This window comes from Mycobacterium sp. pW045 (genome assembly GCF_041287085.1).
In the GTDB taxonomy this organism is placed as follows: Bacteria; Actinomycetota; Actinomycetes; order Mycobacteriales; family Mycobacteriaceae; genus Mycobacterium; species Mycobacterium algericum_A.
On record NZ_JBGGKU010000009.1, the window covers coordinates 127728 to 143930 of the forward strand.

The 16203-nt window shown below is 67.6% G+C and carries 14 protein-coding genes; 12 read left to right on the forward strand and 2 right to left on the reverse strand.

The features are described 5' to 3' along the window. Position 1: 1 nt before the first annotated feature. The gene (locus ACAG20_RS15675) at positions 2–1384 is read right to left on the reverse strand and encodes a PE-PPE domain-containing protein (protein ID WP_370493222.1); all 1383 of its coding nucleotides are present in this window, start codon (positions 1382–1384) and stop codon (positions 2–4) included. A gap of 162 nt (positions 1385–1546) precedes the next feature. On the opposite strand from ACAG20_RS15675, the gene ACAG20_RS15680 reads away from it, so the two are divergent. From ACAG20_RS15680 to ACAG20_RS15720, 9 genes are all read left to right on the forward strand, one after another. After that, positions 1547–2401: an ABC transporter ATP-binding protein gene (locus ACAG20_RS15680; protein ID WP_370493223.1), complete on the forward strand. Its 855-nt coding sequence runs from the start codon at positions 1547–1549 to the stop codon at positions 2399–2401. Further along, positions 2398–3216, forward strand: a complete 819-nt coding sequence (locus ACAG20_RS15685) for an NUDIX hydrolase (RefSeq protein ID WP_370493224.1) — start codon at positions 2398–2400, stop codon at positions 3214–3216. The genes ACAG20_RS15680 and ACAG20_RS15685 overlap by 4 nt, the downstream gene beginning before the upstream one ends. Continuing rightward, positions 3213–3878 (forward strand): enoyl-CoA hydratase, encoded by a 666-nt coding sequence (locus ACAG20_RS15690; protein ID WP_370493225.1) that lies wholly within the window; start codon positions 3213–3215, stop codon positions 3876–3878. Before ACAG20_RS15685 ends, ACAG20_RS15690 begins: the two co-directional genes overlap by 4 nt. A 204-nt stretch (positions 3879–4082) precedes the next feature. Further along, on the forward strand, positions 4083–5105 hold the full coding sequence (locus ACAG20_RS15695; protein WP_370493226.1) for a histidine phosphatase family protein: 1023 nt from the start codon (positions 4083–4085) through the stop codon (positions 5103–5105). A 129-nt stretch (positions 5106–5234) separates the two neighbouring features. After that, complete coding sequence (locus tag ACAG20_RS15700) at positions 5235–6320, forward strand: histidine phosphatase family protein (protein ID WP_370493227.1); 1086 nt, start codon at positions 5235–5237, stop codon at positions 6318–6320. A gap of 161 nt (positions 6321–6481) precedes the next feature. Then, positions 6482–7546, forward strand: coding sequence for a histidine phosphatase family protein (locus ACAG20_RS15705; RefSeq protein ID WP_370493228.1), 1065 nt, complete (start codon positions 6482–6484; stop codon positions 7544–7546). A gap of 84 nt (positions 7547–7630) precedes the next feature. Continuing rightward, complete coding sequence (locus ACAG20_RS15710; protein WP_370493285.1) at positions 7631–8605, forward strand: class I SAM-dependent methyltransferase; 975 nt, start codon at positions 7631–7633, stop codon at positions 8603–8605. Next, complete coding sequence (locus ACAG20_RS15715; protein ID WP_370493286.1) at positions 8602–9807, forward strand: class I SAM-dependent methyltransferase; 1206 nt, start codon at positions 8602–8604, stop codon at positions 9805–9807. The genes ACAG20_RS15710 and ACAG20_RS15715 overlap by 4 nt, the downstream gene beginning before the upstream one ends. Before the next feature lie 77 nt (positions 9808–9884). Continuing rightward, the gene (locus ACAG20_RS15720; protein WP_370493229.1) at positions 9885–10586 is read left to right on the forward strand and encodes an esterase; all 702 of its coding nucleotides are present in this window, start codon (positions 9885–9887) and stop codon (positions 10584–10586) included. 7 nt (positions 10587–10593) lie between these two features. Here ACAG20_RS15720 and ACAG20_RS15725 read toward each other — a convergent pair whose 3' ends face one another. Beyond that, a complete protein-coding gene (locus tag ACAG20_RS15725; RefSeq protein WP_370493287.1) occupies positions 10594–11853 on the reverse strand; it encodes a PQQ-binding-like beta-propeller repeat protein in 1260 nt (419 codons plus the stop codon). 127 nt (positions 11854–11980) lie between these two features. Between ACAG20_RS15725 and ACAG20_RS15730 the strand changes: the two genes are divergently transcribed. The 3 genes from ACAG20_RS15730 (at position 11981) to ACAG20_RS15740 (ending at position 16197) form a co-directional block, all read left to right on the forward strand. Further along, positions 11981–12718, forward strand: a complete 738-nt coding sequence (locus ACAG20_RS15730) for an acyltransferase (protein ID WP_013829687.1) — start codon at positions 11981–11983, stop codon at positions 12716–12718. A gap of 392 nt (positions 12719–13110) precedes the next feature. Beyond that, positions 13111–14151 (forward strand): acetyl-CoA carboxylase biotin carboxylase subunit family protein, encoded by a 1041-nt coding sequence (locus ACAG20_RS15735; RefSeq protein ID WP_370493288.1) that lies wholly within the window; start codon positions 13111–13113, stop codon positions 14149–14151. 30 nt (positions 14152–14181) lie between these two features. Further along, the gene (locus tag ACAG20_RS15740; RefSeq protein WP_370493230.1) at positions 14182–16197 is read left to right on the forward strand and encodes a hypothetical protein; all 2016 of its coding nucleotides are present in this window, start codon (positions 14182–14184) and stop codon (positions 16195–16197) included. The last annotated feature ends 6 nt before the right edge of the window (positions 16198–16203 follow it).

The following is a 16203-nucleotide window of genomic DNA, read 5'->3' on the forward strand; positions in this document are numbered from 1 at the left end:
CTCAGAACAACGCACCGACGATGATCAGCGGCAGCAGGCCGAGGTCGGCGGCCAGCGGAATGCCGATGGCGTCGAGCAGGTTGCCGTCGGCGAGTTCGGAGGCGAAGATCTGGTAGTTGTACTCGGGCAGGGTGAACAACACTGCGCTGAGCATGTCCAGCGGCGGAATGCCGGTGTGCGGCGGGAAAGTCTCGAAGAGATCCGGCCAGGTGGTGGGCACCATGGACAGCACCGAGAATTGGCTGCCCGGAATGAAATCCGCCTCGTTGACCAACTGCTGGGCCCAGGCCGGCAGCGAGTAGACGTAGTTGTCCGGGTCGGCCAACCGGGCGAAGAAGTCGGTGATCCCCTGTTGGACCCCGTCGGCGAGCGCTTGCGGAACCTGTTGCAGTACGTGCGCGTCCGGCAGGAAACCCAGTCCGGTGGGGACGTCGGCGAAGCCGGGACTCCAGCCGTTGTCGATGTTGCCGTAGCCCAGGTTCACCAGCACCCGCAGTGCCGGCTGCAGCAGGTCGACCAGCGGGTTGCCGATGAACGGCAACAGTTGTAGCGGGGCCAGCAGCGGAAGTGTCTCTGCCGGGATCATGTAGTAGTCGGTCAGCACGTCCGGGCCCGAGACCGGCAGCAACACCGCGTCGGCGATCTGCTCGGGCGTGAGCCCCAGGTAGGTGCTGTGCTGGAAGAGGATTCCCATCACGGCGTTGAGCACCGACAGGAAGTTGAGCGGGTACTGCGGGAAGGAGGCGAACCCGTCGTACTCGTGGGTGTAGACGTCGGCCGGGAACAGCGTCGTCGGTTGGGCGCCGCTGAACGTCAGGCCCAGGCTGGGGATGGTCGGGTTCGTCCCGAGCGGCAGATCGAACCGGGCCAGCATGCCGCCGTTGGGAACGGTCTCATCGCCGAGCAGCACGAAGTGGACGTAGTCGCTCGGCACGCCCTGGTCGGCGAGTTTCTGCATCAGCAGTGCGGACATCACCGCGCTTTGCGACCAGCCGAACACCACCACCGGGTTGTCGGCGTCGACGTGGCCACCGGCGATCTGTTCGAGGATCGCCGCTTCGAGGACCTCGTTGCCCTGTACCAGTGACCGGTCCAGGGTCTCGCCGAACGGGCCCAGGAACGGGTACAGCCCCTGGGGTGTGGTCAGGATCTCGGTGGTGCCGGTGAAGCCGTGCGGGGAAAGGTACAACTCGTTGACGAGATCGGCGTAGGCCTGGCTCGGAGTCGAGATGCCGCTGGGACCCAGGATCAGCGCCGTACCGCCGCCCAGCGAGGAGGCGAGCCGAACCGGCTGCAGCTCGGCGGCGGTCCCCGGCGGGGCGGGGGAGCTGAGCAGGCAGGCGCCGGTGAGGATGACCGCGACCGCGCCGGAACCACGAACCATGGGATCCCCCTGAACGGTAGCCGAGGCACAAGTATGTGCTTACTGTGATGCAAGTTACAACATCCCGCCGCCGCTTCCGGCCAAGCCGGCTTTTTGCGTGCTCCCGGGCCCACCGGCACCCCGGTCGGCCGCCGAGGGAGCCGGGTACGGCACCATAGGGCCGTGCCCGACACCGGACGCCCCGGCCCCCGCGCAGCGGCCGATCAAGACCTGTTGATCCACTTCGAGGGGATTTCGCTGCGCCGTGACGGCCGAACCATGGTGGGTCCGCTGGACTGGTCGGTCGAACTCGACGAACGCTGGGTGATCATCGGGCCGAACGGGGCCGGCAAGACGTCGCTGCTGCGGATCGCCGCTGCCACCGAACATCCGTCCTCCGGAGTCGCCTTCGTGCTCGGTGAACAGCTCGGGCGGGTCGACACCACCGAGCTGCGCGCCCGGGTGGGCTTGAGTTCAGCGGCGCTGGCCCAGCGGATACCGGACCACGAAACGGTCCTCGACCTGGTCATCTCGGCGGGCTACGCGGTGCTGGGGCGGTGGCGGGAGCGTTACGACGCCGTCGACCACGATCGCGCGATCGACCTGCTGGAAAGTCTCGGTGCCGAGCACCTGACCGACCGCACCTACGGCACTTTGAGCGAAGGTGAGCGCAAGCGGGTGCTGATCGCCCGCGCGCTGATGACCGATCCGGAGCTGCTGCTGCTCGACGAACCGGCGGCGGGCCTCGACCTGGGCGGTCGTGAGGAACTGGTGGCGCGGCTGGCCGATCTGGCCGCTGACCCCGACGCCCCGGCGATCGTGCTGGTCACCCATCACGTCGAGGAGATTCCGATCGGATTCAGTCACTGCCTGCTGCTGGCCGAGGGCCGCACCGTCGCCGCCGGTCTGCTCAGCGATGTGCTGACCGCTGAGAATCTGTCGGCCGCGTTCGGTCAGTCGATCTCGCTGGACGTCATCGACGGGCGGTACTTCGCCCGCCGGACCCGCAGCCGGGCAGCGCATCGGAGGCGGGCATGAGCGCGCCGCAGCCGCCGCCGCTACCGACACGACCAGCCGCCACGGTGATGTTGGTGCGCAACGGGGACAGCGGGCGCGGACCCCTGGAGGTGTTCTTGATGCGCCGCCACGCCGCGATGGAGTTCGCCGCCGGCGTGATGGTATTTCCCGGCGGCGGGGTCGACGAGCGGGATCGCAGTGCCGAGGTCGGCTGGTTCGGGCCGGAGCCGGCCTGGTGGGCGCAGCGCTTCGGCGTCGAGATCGATCTGGCGGCGGCGCTCGTCTGCGCGGCGGTGCGGGAGACGTTCGAGGAGTCCGGCGTGCTGTTCGCCGGGCCCGCCGACGACTCGCGGCGCGTGGTCGCCGATGCGTCGGTATACGCCGACGCCCGCCGCGCGCTGACCGCCGGTGAGTTGTCGTTCGCCGACTTCCTGCGCACCGAGAACCTGGTGCTGCACGCCGAGTTGTTGCGGCCGTGGGCGAACTGGGTGACACCGGAGGCCGAGCGCACCCGGCGCTACGACACCTACTTCTTCGTGGCCGCACTGCCGCGCGGGCAGCGCGCCGACGGCGAGAACACCGAGTCCGACCGGGCCGGCTGGCTCACCCCGGAAGCCGCGATCGAAGATTTCGCGGCCGGACGCAGCTTCCTGCTGCCGCCGACCTGGACCCAACTCGATTCGCTGGCCGGCCGCAGCGTCGAGGATGTGCTGGCGCTGGAACGCGAGATCGTGGTGACGCAGCCGGGGCTGGCTCGTGTCGGCGACAACTGGCAGATCGAATTCTTCAACTCGGAGCGATACAACGCGGCGCGCGGCAAACGGTGGCCCGGATGAGCGAGTTCGTTTCCGTGCACACCGCATCGGATGTCCCCGGGGTTGCCACCCTGGTGCTGTCGCGTCCGCCGACCAACGCCTTGACCCGGCAGGTCTACCGGGAGATCACCGAGGCCACCGCGGAGGTGTCGGCCCGTGACGATATCGCCGCGGTGGTGTTGTTCGGCGGGCACGAGATCTTCTGCGCCGGCGACGACGTGCCCGAGCTGCGCACCCTGATCGCCGCCGAGGCGGAGCAGTTCGGCCGCATCCGCCGTGAAGCCGTGCAGGCCGTGGCGACCATCGGCAAGCCGACGGTCGCGGCGGTCACCGGCTACGCGCTGGGCAGCGGCTTGGCGCTGGCGCTGGCCGCGGACTGGCGGATCAGCGGCGACAACGCCAAGTTCGGCGCGACCGAGATTCTGGCCGGCCTCGTTCCCGAGGTGGCCGGCCTGGACCGGCTGGCCCACACCATCGGCGCGAGCCGCGCCAAGGAACTGGCGTACAGCGGGCGGTTCTTCGACGCCGAAGAGGCGCTGGCGCTGGGCATGGTCGAGGACATGGTGGCCCCCGATGGCGTCTATGACGCGGCGGTCAAATGGGCCGGACGCTTCGTCGACACCCCGTCGCAGGCATTGGCCGCGATCAAATCCGCGATCGACGGCCGGGCCGGCGTGTCCTAGCCCCGAGCATTCGATGTGAGCTGAGTCACATCCAATGCGAGGGTGGCGGGCTGTGAGTACTCAAATTCCGGACCGGTTCGCCGGGCTTCTCGGGCTTCAGCGTGGGCCGTGCGCCGCCGCGGAAAATGGTCCGCTTTCATGTTACTATCAGCCAGCGTTTAAGTTGCGCGGAGCAGTCCGCGGTGTCGCCGATAGGAAACGTCAATGCAGCAAGGTGTCACCCGCCCCTGGATCGCCGGCGCCGTCGCCCTCGTCAGCGCGAGCGCCGTGGCGGCGGCTCCGGTGGTCAATCCGGTCGCGGCGCCGCTGGCCATCCCCAGCGCGGCCGAGATACTGCTCGCCGCCCAGGACATCACGCTCGACCTGGTGCGCCACGGTGAGTCGGTGGACAACGCCGAGGACGTGCTGGGCACCATCCCGCCCGGTGCAGCACTGACGGCGCTCGGGCAGCAGCAGGCGACCGACGTCGCACCCGGGATCCAGGCGGCGTTCCCGGACGGGATCGAAGGCATCTACGCCTCGGAGTTTCTCCGTGCCCAGGACACCGCACAGCCGCTGGCCGACCTGCTGAACATGGACATCACCACGTTGCCCGGGCTCAACGAACTTCACGGCGGCTTTCTGGAAGGCCAGTCGCTCGACGTCTTCGCCCAGATCGGCTACATCTTCGCTCCGGTCATGTGGATCATGGGCCAGTACTGGATGCCGCAACTGGGGTCGACGATCGATGTCAACGGCGTGGTGTTCAACGACCGCGTCAGTGACGCGATCGAGGCCATCTACAGCAACACCATCTCCGACCCGGACAGCCCGATGACGAGCGTGGCGTTCGCGCACGCCGGGACCATTGCGATCTGGACGCTGATGAACGTCAAGAACCCGGATCTCTGGCTGGTCATCAATGAGGGGATCAAGACCCTCAGTCCGTTGGCCAACGCCGCTCAGGTGGTCATCGAGGGCAACCCGACTGACGGCTGGACGCTGGTCAGCTGGGATGGCCACGAGGTGTCGGCCACCCCGGACCTGCTCACCGGCTTGTTCGTCGACTGGCGGGATCTGACCACGGCGCCGCAGATCGCCACCTGGCACATCCTGGAGGCGATCCAGGGCGGCGATCAGGCTGAGATCGCCGCCGCGCTGGAGACCGGATTCGATCAGGTCGTCGCGGCGATCAGTGCGTTCCCGCAGGCCGTGATCGACACGTTCACCGACGCCTTCGGCGCCTAGCGGCACCGAGCGCAAATTTCGGCCTGCTTAAGCATTGACATAGGTAAATTGACGGGTTAACTTCAGCAACAACATTGCGCTACGCATCGGAGCGTAATGGATGTGATGGACTCGCTGAAGGAGAAGGTCATGCGCCAAACCCGCCCGTGGATCACCGCAGGAGTCGCGCTGGTCGGCGCCGGCATGGTGGCCGCCGCCCCGGTCGTCCCGATCGCTGGACCGCTGCCGGCCATCGCCGCGCCCGACATCGAGCTGACCGCCGTCGACATGGTGCTCGACCTGGTGCGGCACGGCCAGTCCGAAGACAATGTGGCCGGCATCATCGGGACGTTGCCCCCGGGAGCGCCGATCACGGCCGAAGGCGCCGAGCAGGCCGCCTTCCTCGCCGACCCCGCCAACCCGCAGCACCTGGCTGACCCGGGCTTCTACGACGGGATCTACGCGTCGGGGTTCCTGCGTCCTCAGGAGACCGCCGCTGAGTGGCTGGCGGCAGCCGGTGCGCCGGATCACCCGGTGTCGATTCTGTCGGGGCTCAACGAACTCAATGCCGGCTTTCTCGAGGGCAGCTCGCAGGACAATCAGCTGATGGCGATGCTGTACCTGGTGGGCCCACTGTCGTGGATCTTCGGCCAGTACTGGGTGCCGCAGTTGGGCTCGACGATCGACCCCAATGGCATGGCGTTCCAGGACCGGTTCGGCGACGCCGTCGAGCAGATCTATAACAACGGCGCCACCGACGCTGACGGCGGCTTCAGCAGCGTGGCGTTCTCGCATGCCGCGTCGATCTCCACCTGGGTGATGATGAACGTGAAGAACCCGGACTTCGAGCTCTATTTCCAGTCGCTGCTGCAAGGCATTCTGCCCAACACCGGCCAGGTCGTGATCGAGGGCAACCCGACCGACGGCTGGACACTGGTCAGCTGGAACGGAACCGAGGTGGCGGAGAACCCGGGACTGCTCACCGGGCTGTTCGTGGACTTCCGTGACCTGATGGTCGCGCCGCAGATGGCCGGCTGGCACATCTGGGAGGCCATTCTGGGTGGCGACCCCGCCGACATCACCGCCGCGCTGCAGACCGGCTTCAACGACGTGTTAGCCGCGGTCACGGCGTTCCCGCAGGCGGTGATCGACACCATCACCGGAGCTATGGACGACACCGCCGGCAGCAGCGCAGCCGACGCGCTGGGCGACGCCCTGGCTTCCTTGGCGGGCTGAGGCACACGAGTACGGGCGCAGCGGTAACCCGCTGCGCCCGGCTTCGTATCAGGGCGGCCTGAACGGAGCTATCAAATTCGCCATGAATTGGCGTTGCTGAGCCCACCGGAACGTGAGTAACGTGAGGACAGTCACATCGTTAACTTCGGGGGAGGCTTAACATGTTGCAACTAATCGGTTATCGGTGGGCCAGCGTGGGCATCGCATTGGCCGGCGCCGGGATCGTCACAGCTACGCCGGTGGCGCCGCCGGCCTCCGCTCACGCCATCGACGTCGCGCTGACCGCCGAGGACATCACCCTGGATCTGGTGCGGCACGGGCAATCCACCGACGATCTCAACAACATTCTCGGCACGATGCCGCCCGGCGCCCACCTCACCGCGCTGGGCGAGCAACAGGCGGACGACGTCGCCGCCGCGATCCAGCAGGAGTTCCCGGGCGGGATCGCCGGCATCTATGCCTCGGAGCTGGTCCGGACCCAGGAGACCATGGCCCCGCTGGCCGCGGCCCTGGGATTGGACGTACAGGTGCTGCCGGATCTCAACGAGATCCCCGCCGGCCTTTTCGAAGGACACCCCCGCGACCTGATCACCGAAGCCAACTTCTTCCTGCCGATGGCCTCGTGGATCCTCGGCAACCTCTTGGTCTCGGAGCCCGGCACCAACTACAACGGGGTGGTCTTCGAGGACCAAGTCAACGGCGCCATGCAGACGATGTACGACAACACCATCGCGGGCGACGGCCCGACGACCGCGGTGGCGTCCTCCAGCGGCGGCGACATCGCCATCTGGATCCTGATGAACGTCAAGAACCCCGACATCTGGCCGATCCTGCAGACGGTGCTCGAAAACGGCGGCCCGCCCCCCAACGCCGGCCAGGCCATCCTGGAGGGCAACCCCACCGACGGCTGGACACTGGTCAGCTGGGACGGCATCCCAGTATCGCCGACCCCGGATCTGATCACCGGACTGTTCGTCGACTACCGCGACCTGATCACCGCGCCGCAGATCGCGCTGTGGCACCTGTGGGAGGCCATCCAGGGCGGCGACTCGGCCGACATCACCGCCGCACTGCAGACCGGGTTCAACGACGTGGTCGCGGCGTTCACCGGCTTCCCCCAGGCGGTGATCGACACCATCACCGCAGCCATGGGCGACGCCGCCGGCGGCAGCGCCGCGGACGCCGGTGACGTCATCGGCGACGCGCTGGCGACGCTGGCGGGCTGAACCGCAGGCGGCGGGCCCCGGCGTGGCGGTGACCTCGCCTGCGCCCGACTTCGCCGGCCCGGCAACCACGCTTTAGGCTGACCTATCGTGAGCACGGACCCGACGCCGAACCCGCACGCCACCGCAGAACAGGTGGAGGCCGCCCGGCATGACAGCAAGCTCGCCCAGGTGCTGTATCACGACTGGGAAGCCGAGCAGTACGACGACAAGTGGTCGATCTCTTACGACGAGCGTTGCATCGACTATGCGCGCGGCCGCTTCGACGTGATCGTGCCCGCCTCCGAACGGTCGGGGCCAGAGCCGCTGTATGACCGGGCCCTGGAATTGGGTTGTGGCACCGGGTTCTTCCTGCTCAACCTGATGCAGTCCGGCGTGGCGCGGCGCGGATCGGTGACCGACCTGTCGCCGGGCATGGTCAAGGTCGCCACCCGTAACGGCAAGAACCTCGGCCTGGACGTCGACGGCCGAGTCGCCGACGCCGAGGGCATTCCCTACGAGGACAACACCTTCGACCTGGTGGTGGGCCACGCGGTGCTGCACCACATTCCCGACGTGGAGCTGTCGCTGCGCGAGGTGGTCCGGGTGCTCAAGCCCGGCGGTCGGTTCGTCTTCGCCGGCGAGCCCACCACGGTCGGCAACTTCTACGCGCGCCGGCTGGCCGACCTGACCTGGAAGACCACGGTCGCCGCGATGAAGCTGCCCGGGATGGGCTCCTGGCGCCGGCCGCAGGAAGAGCTCGACGAGAACTCGCGGGCGGCGGCCCTGGAATGGATCGTGGACCTGCACACCTTCGAACCGCGGGATTTGGAGCGGATGGCGGCCAACGCCGGGGCGGTGCAGGTGAGTACCGCCAGCGAAGAGTTCACCGCCGCCATGCTGGGCTGGCCGGTGCGAACCTTCGAGTCGACCGTGCCCCCGGGCAAGCTCGGCTGGGGGTGGGCGAGGTTCGCGTTCCGCAGCTGGACCGCGCTGAGCTGGGTGGACGCCAACGTGCTGCGCCGGGTGGTGCCGAAGGGCTGGTTCTACAACGTGATGGTCACCGGGGTCAAACCGTCCTGAGTGCCGGCTTCTGCTTCGAAGCCGACGACGTCGGTTACCTGAGCTCGGCGGCCGGCAACGCCGACCTTGCCGAGGTCTCCGGGTTCGCGCTGACCGACGTCACCCGCGTCGCCGACACCGCCGCGCTGCGGTCCCGGTTCGGCGACCGGACACCCGCCCTGGTCGAGACCACCCTGCTGCGCCGTCGGGCGGCGGCCAAGCTGGCCGAGCTGCCGGCGACATCGCAGTGGCTGTTCAGCGACGAGGCGCTGCAGCAGGCCAGCGCCGCAGCGGTGGCGCGGCACCGGGCGCACCGGATCAGCACCGCGGCGCCGGATGCCGTCGTGCACGACGTGACCTGCTCGATCGGCACCGAACTGGCAGCGCTGACCGAGCTGACCGATCGGGTGCTGGGCGGTGATCTCGATCCGGTGCGGCTGGCGATGGCGCGGCACAACCTGGGCGGGATAGCCCTGGTCCGCGCCGACGCCCTGACGCCGGTCACCCGCGACGCGGTGGTGCTGGCCGACCCGGGCCGTCGCGGCGGTGGGCGCCGCCGCTTCGACCCGGCCGACTATCAGCCCGCCCTGGATCGGTTGCTGGAGGTCTACGCAGGGCGAGACCTGGTTGTAAAGGTTGCTCCCGGAATCGATTTCGACAAAATCTGGATGCTCGGGTTTCAGGGCGAGATCGAGGTCACCTCGTGGCGGGACTCGGTACGCGAGGCCTGCCTGTGGTCGCCTGGGCTGGCCGCGCCCGGCGTTCGTCGCCGCGCCACGATCCTGGATCGCGGCGAGCAGCTCACCGACGTCGACCCGGATGACTGCGACGTGCGGCCGGCGGGCCGCTGGATTATCGACCCGGACGGCGCGGTGGTGCGGGCCGGCCTGGTCCGCCAGTACGCAACCCGCCACGGGCTGTGGCAGCTCGATCCCGACATCGCCTACCTGTCCGGTGACCGGTTGCCGGACGGGATACGCGGATTCGAGGTGCTCGAAGAACTGTCCTACAGCGAGAAACGTCTTCGTCGGGCGCTGGTCGCACACGACTGCGGCGCACTGGAGATCCTGGTGCGCGGCGTCCGTGACGTGCAGGCCGATCCCGACGGGCTACGGCGCCGGCTGCGGTTGCGCGGCCGGCTGCGGCTATCGGTGGTGATCACCCGGATCGGGTCGGGGACTGCGGCTCGGCCGATTGCGTTCGTCTGCCAGCCGTCCCGCTGACTGGCCCGGTAGGCTGTCGACTTCGGGCCATTCCTGCTTGCCGCGGCAAGTCGACACAAAGCGAGACGAACCGAACAATGCGCATTCTGGTGGCCGCCCTGTTAGCGGGCGGGGCGGTGGGCGGTTGGCTGGGCATGGCGAATATGCCGTCGGCGCGGGCGACCTCGTCCTGTGCCGAACTGGGCGGGACGGTGGAGTCCGGGCAGCTGTGCCACGTCCACGCCTCGACCGCCAATTACACGCTGGACATGAAGTTTCCGATCGACTACCCCGATCAGCAGACGCTGACCGACTACCTGGTGCAAAACCGTGACGGGTTCCTGACGGTGGCCAAGTCGCCGGGCTCGCGGGACATGCCCTACGAGATGGACGCCATCTCCGAACAGCACCGTTCCGGCCAGCCGCCCAAGGGCACGCAGAGCGTCGTGCTGAAGATCTTCCAGGATCTCGGCGGCCCACAGCCCTCCACCTGGTACCAGTCCTTCAACTACGACCTGGCGGCGCGCAAGCCGATCACCTTCGACACGCTGTTCGCGCCGGGCAGCAAGCCGCTGGACACGATCTTTCCGGTGGTGCAACGAGACCTCGAGCGCCAGACCGGGGTGCCGGCGATCCTGATCTCCTCGGGTTCGGGGCTGGACCCCGCGCACTACCAGAACTTCGCCATCACCAACGACGAGGTGATCTTCTACTTCGCGCCCGGCGAACTGCTGCCGATGAGCGCCGGCGCCACCTCGGTGAAGGTGCCGCGCACCGCATTACCGGCGCTGGCGATCTGAGCGGTCCCTACACCGGGGCGAAGCTGAAGACCTGACCGGCACTGGTGGTGACCACCACCCGCTGGTCGCGGCCCACCGACACCCCGAGCGGGAAGCCGCGCGATTCGGGCAGTGGATAGCTGTTGACGCTGTGGCCGTCGTCGGGGTCGAACACCAGCAGTGACAAACCGGCCGGGCCGACGCTGGTGCCGGCGGCAACGGTGTACCCGACTTTTCCGGCCAGGCTCGACGACGACAGCGGCGTGACATCGTCACGGCGCCACACCTGCTCGGCGTAGTCACCGCGATCGGCGAAGGCGACCAGTTCGGTCTCCGGCCCGCCGCCCGCCACGATCAGCCCGCCGGGGGTCACCGCCGGCGGTGTCTGGGCCAGGAACTTCAGCGGCACCGACCATCTCGCCTTGCCGTCGGCCGCGTTGATCGCCCACAGCCGCTGGTCGCGTCCGTTGACGTAGGCGGTGGCTCCGTCGGCGGACAGCACCGGGCTGGCCAGCACCCCGGCGGCGACGGCGTCGCTGGTCCACTCCTGGGTGAGCAGCGGAGTGCCGCCCGGGTGGTACTTGATGCCGACGAGTCCGGACTCGTCGGCGCCCGGCTGCCACAGGCTCACCACCACGGTGTTGCTCGCCGCCGAGAAGGCGGGTGCGGCCGCGACCGGGCAGTCCGGGCGGGCGGCGGCACAGTCGGCCAATCCGCGGCGGAAATCGGTCGGGTCGACGCCGTCCACCAGATCCAGCGGGGTGCCGACGACGGCTCCGCGGTGGGCGTCGAACACCAACACCTGACCCAGGTGGGTCACCACCAGCAACAGACCGTCACCGAGAATCCGCGGCGTCGAGGGCATCCCGATCACCGGGGCACGCCAGCGAATCCACTGAGTCGGCGGAAACGACAACATCGCCCCCGGCTGGCCGACGTAGACGTTGTCGAAGCCGTCGATGAGCGGACCGAAGAACCCACCGCCCTGATGCAGCCGGGTGCACCAGCGCTGCCTGCCGTGCTCGGCGTTCTCCCACTGCATCAGCGAACAACCGTCCTCGGTCTGCGCGTTGAGCACCAGCCAGCCGTGAGCACCCAGCGCGGGCCCGGCGCCCAACTCGCCCTTGACCGAGCGGGACCAGTCCAACTGCAGGTCGGTGGCCCCCGCGGTGGCGGTGTTGCTGCTGTTGGCGGCGTCGGCGTACTGGGCGGGCCAGCCCGCTGCCGGAGCAGCCTCCACCCACGAGTCGGTGTTGGCGCAACCGCCCAGCGCCGGCGTTGCCGCCATCACCGCTGCCAGGATGGTCGCCAGGGCACCACGTCGCCGCAACACAGTGGCAATCCCCAATCCCTGGTGAACGAGTCCAGGTGAGGGTAGCGCGTGGGCCGAACCACCTCGCGTAGGCTTTCCGGCCATGACGACCATGTGGGGTGCTCCGATCCACAAGCGCTGGCGCGGTTCGCGCCTGCGGGATCCGCGCCAGGCCAAGTTCCTGACGCTGGCCTCGCTGCGCTGGGTGCTGGCCAACCGGGCCTACACGCCGTGGTATCTGGTGCGCTACTGGCGGTTGCTGAAGTTCAAGCTCGCCAACCCGCACATCATCACCCGCGGCATGGTCTTCCTCGGCAAGGGGGTGGAGATCCAGGCCACCCCGGAGATGTCCTACATGGAGATCGGCCGCTGGGTGCACATCGGCGACAAGAACACCATCCGCGCCCACGAAGGCTCGCTGCGCTTCGGTGACAAGGTGGTGCTGGGCCGCGACAACGTCATCAACACCTATCTCGACATCGAGCTCGGGGACTCGGTGCTGATGGCCGACTGGTGCTACGTCTGCGACTTCGACCACAAGATGGACGACATCAACGTGCCGATCAAGGACCAGGGCATCGTCAAGAGCCCGGTGCGGATCGGGCCGGACACCTGGATCGCCGCCAAGGTCACCATCCTGCGCGAGACCAGCATCGGCCGCGGCTGCGTGCTCGGTGCCCACGCGGTGGTCAAGGGTGTCATCCCCGACTACTCGATCGCGGTGGGAGCGCCGGCCAAGGTGGTCAAGAACCGCAAGCTGGCGTGGGAGACCTCGGCTGCCGAGCGGGCCGAGCTGGCCGCCGCCCTAGCAGACATCGAACGCAAGAAGGCGGCGCGCTGACGCTCGGCCGATCCGGCGGGATCGCCACGGCTTAGCGGCCGTCGGAGTTCGCCCGCGGCCGGCTTCGCCGGCCGCGGGGTCCGCTGCCGGGACCGGTGCCTACCCTCGCCCGGCAGGTACCGTGGATGCGAAAGCGCACGCAGCAAACCCGAAGTAATGGAGGGATTTTGCAGACTTCCGCGACGATCACAGCTGAGCGGACCTCGGAAAAGCGCCGGAATCCGGACAAGGGCTATATTGCATTACTCGGTTGGAGTTTGAACGCCATCGACGCGGTGGACCGTTTTGACCGCCGATACGTGGTCGTGGCACCGGACTGGGCCGAAGAATACTGCCGACAACACGAGATTCCGTATATCGCGTGGAATTTCGAGCGGCTCAATGAGCGATCGATGGAGATCGCCGAAACGCTCAAGGAGCGGGGCGTCGATGTCGCGATCCCGCTCTTCGAGGAGACCGTCGAATGGGCGGGGGCCATCAACTCCGTCCTGCTGGACAACCCGCGGCTGCTCGGCCAAGCCATGCTGTTGCGGGACAAATCGCTGATGAAGCGCCGTGCTCAACTGGGCGGCATCCGGGTCGGCATCTTCGAGGAGGCCCACGACCGCGACGACGTCATCCGGTTCCTCAAGCGGGTCAACCAGACGTTGCTCAAACTCGACGGCGACCCCAATGATCCCATCCATTTCAAGGCCTTCGACAAGGCCGGCTGTCTCGGGCACCGGGTGATTCGCGCCCCCGACGACATCGACTCGATTCCGGACGAGGAGTTCCCGGCGCTGATGGAATCGCATCTCGACGGCTGGGAGTTCGCCGTCGAAGCGTGGGTCCACAATGGAAAGATCCGCTTTCTCAACATTTCGGAATATGTCACGCTCGGCTATTCGGTGTTCGTGCCGGCATCGCCGGAATTGGAACGGTACCGTCCCCAGATCACCGCTCAGATCGAGAAATTGATCAAGACGTTCGACATCGATTTCGGCTTCGTCCACCCCGAGTACTTCGTCACCAGTGACGGGGAGATGTACTTCGGTGAGGTCGCCTACCGGCCGCCGGGCTTCAAGGTCTTCGAACTGTTGGAGCGCGTCTACGGGTTCAACGGCTACCAGGGCCTGGTGCTGGCGTTCGATCCGAAGACCACCGAGGAAGAACTCGAGCAGTTCTTCCCGCGCGAAATCGTCGATGCCGACGGGCATGCGGGCTGTTTCGGGGTCTATCCACGCCGCCGCGTGGTCAGCACGCTCGCGATCCCCGAGGAGACCGAGGATCACCGATACTTCGAATCGCACGAACTCACGGCACCGCTCGAAGAGACTGTCACCAAGCGCACCGCATTCGGCACTCACTGGGGTCTGGTCTACTTCTTCGGTGAGGATCCGTATGAGATGCGGCGGTTGCTCAAGCGACAAGAAGAGCTCGACTTCTACGTCTGACGCGGCGGCAACGCACGTGAGGAACCCGTTGTGATTGGGAATTCACCCGAGGGCCGGACGAACGGCGAGGCAGCGACCCTGCAAAGCCGCCTGAGCAGGCTCGACGACGCGACCAGGGCGCTGGCGGAGGCCGGCACGGTGGGCAAGCCCGAGCGGCTGCGCCGCGTCCTGGACGGGCTTCGGCTGGTGCTGTTGCAACCGGGCGGTTATGCCGCGGTACGGGCCCGCAGCGCGGCCTTGGAGGAGGCCGGGTTGTTCCTCGGCACGGACTGGGCATCGCCGCGCACCCTGCTGCCGGTGCTGACCACCGGTTCCTTGCGTAGCACCAACCCGGACACCGTGGTGCTCGAGGCGGTCAACGAACTGCGTCTGCTGGCGGTCGCCAACGGCGACTACGTTCATCCGCTGATCACCGCGGAACAGGCGCGCCATCATCTCGCGCAGGTGGTGGCGATGAACCTGTCGTTGCTGCTGACCCCGCCGACCGAGGCGGAGCGCGAAGTGCAGGGCCGGATGGCGGGGCTGACCCGGGGACTGTTCGGTTATCTGGTCGACGAGATCGGTTATGAGGGCGTGCTCGACCGGTTGGTCGACGAAATCTGGCGGATCCTGCGGCAGCGGCCCATCCAGGTCGACCAGATCAAGGCGATGATCACCCAGATCGCGATCGTGCGCGCCGATCCGGGCATCGACCTCGGCAGCGGTGCGGTGGGAACCGACCGGCTGATCACCAGCTTGTACGGCACCACCGACGGCTGCCGCGAGGATCCCGGGGTGCAGGTGTATCACAGCCGGCTGGAATCCATGGACGAACCGACGCTGCAGTACGAGGCCGCCGGTTTCGCGCGGTCGATGCACGACACCGGCTTGGTGTCGCCCTATCACGCGGTGCTGCTGCGTTTCCTGCTGGAGAAGAGCGATTACCTGATCGCCGAGGCGCTGGGCCTGTCCAGCACCGGTCGCGACAGCCTGCTGTGCTTCCGCGACCTGGTGCACAGCCTGATCTTGGGCGCCGTGCACGTCGAGACGGCGCAGTGCATCTACGGGCTGGCACTGCTGCTGGAACGCGGCATCCTCTACCAGCCGCCGGTCGCACCGTCGCTGTGGCGCCAACTGGCGCTGCCGATCTCCAAACAGTCCCGGCAGCGGCTCACCCAGGTGTTCGGGCCGGCGCAGGATCCGCACACCTGGCTGCTGGCCGGGACGTTGTCGATGCTCGGGCTGCCGCTGGGGGTCGGGCAGGGCGACAACCCGACCTGCCAGGCGGCGCGTGCCCTGTCGATGTGGTCCTACAACGATCCCGATTATCTGCTGCAGACCATCGCATGGGCAGCGCGCGATGACGAGATCGTCATGCACTTCGAGGGACAACCGATCTCCTCAAGCGACAGCGGTGAGGGAGTGGCCCCGCAGCTGCCCGTCGACCTCGACCCGGTGTCGTTGCTGGTGGTGCCGCACCTGGACCGCATCTATGCGGAGATGTTCCGGCGCTGTGTCGGTCGCGACGGCGACCCGCACCGATGGGTCAACCCCGAGTTCCACGGCTGGTGGTCGGGGCGGGGCTTTCGCATCAACGTCGATGTCGAGACCGGCAATCTGGTTGACCTGGACGGGTTTCTGCGGCACTTCTACGCCGCCTACCACCCGTTCTACAACGGCAACCAACCGCTGATCCACCCGCAGCCGGCCGGCATCGCCGTGACCGACAGCTCCGCGCGCTTCGTGGGATGGCATGCGATCACCGTGTTGCGGGTGAGCCTGGACCCCGAGGGCACCATGCGCGTCTACTTCTACAACCCCAACAACGACAGTGGACAGGACTGGGGCGACAGCGTGGTGGTGAGCACCGCCGGACATGGTGAACGCTTCGGCGAGGCGTCGCTGCCATTCGATCAGTTCGCGTCGCGGCTCTACATCTTCCACTTCGATCCGCTGGAACCCGGCGAGCGGGCCGCCGTCACCCAGACCGAATTGGATCGGGTACTGGGATACATCCAGCGCAGTTGGGGTGCCGACCGACTTGGAGTGGCTGCGTCCCAGGCTTGAGGAGTC

What these genes read in the sequence shown, in the direction of transcription:
- ACAG20_RS15675 (WP_370493222.1), bottom strand. Translation starts at nt 1,384, where the DNA reads ATGGTTCGTGGTTCCGGCGCGGTCGCGGTCATCCTCACCGGCGCCTGC.
- ACAG20_RS15685 (WP_370493224.1), top strand. Translation starts at nt 2,398, where the DNA reads ATGAGCGCGCCGCAGCCGCCGCCGCTACCGACACGACCAGCCGCCACG.
- ACAG20_RS15690 (WP_370493225.1), top strand. Translation starts at nt 3,213, where the DNA reads ATGAGCGAGTTCGTTTCCGTGCACACCGCATCGGATGTCCCCGGGGTT.
- ACAG20_RS15695 (WP_370493226.1), top strand. Translation starts at nt 4,083, where the DNA reads ATGCAGCAAGGTGTCACCCGCCCCTGGATCGCCGGCGCCGTCGCCCTC.
- ACAG20_RS15700 (WP_370493227.1), top strand. Translation starts at nt 5,235, where the DNA reads ATGCGCCAAACCCGCCCGTGGATCACCGCAGGAGTCGCGCTGGTCGGC.
- ACAG20_RS15705 (WP_370493228.1), top strand. Translation starts at nt 6,482, where the DNA reads ATGTTGCAACTAATCGGTTATCGGTGGGCCAGCGTGGGCATCGCATTG.
- ACAG20_RS15720 (WP_370493229.1), top strand. Translation starts at nt 9,885, where the DNA reads ATGCGCATTCTGGTGGCCGCCCTGTTAGCGGGCGGGGCGGTGGGCGGT.
- ACAG20_RS15725 (WP_370493287.1), bottom strand. Translation starts at nt 11,853, where the DNA reads ATGGCGGCAACGCCGGCGCTGGGCGGTTGCGCCAACACCGACTCGTGG.
- ACAG20_RS15730 (WP_013829687.1), top strand. Translation starts at nt 11,981, where the DNA reads ATGACGACCATGTGGGGTGCTCCGATCCACAAGCGCTGGCGCGGTTCG.
- ACAG20_RS15735 (WP_370493288.1), top strand. Translation starts at nt 13,111, where the DNA reads ATGGAGATCGCCGAAACGCTCAAGGAGCGGGGCGTCGATGTCGCGATC.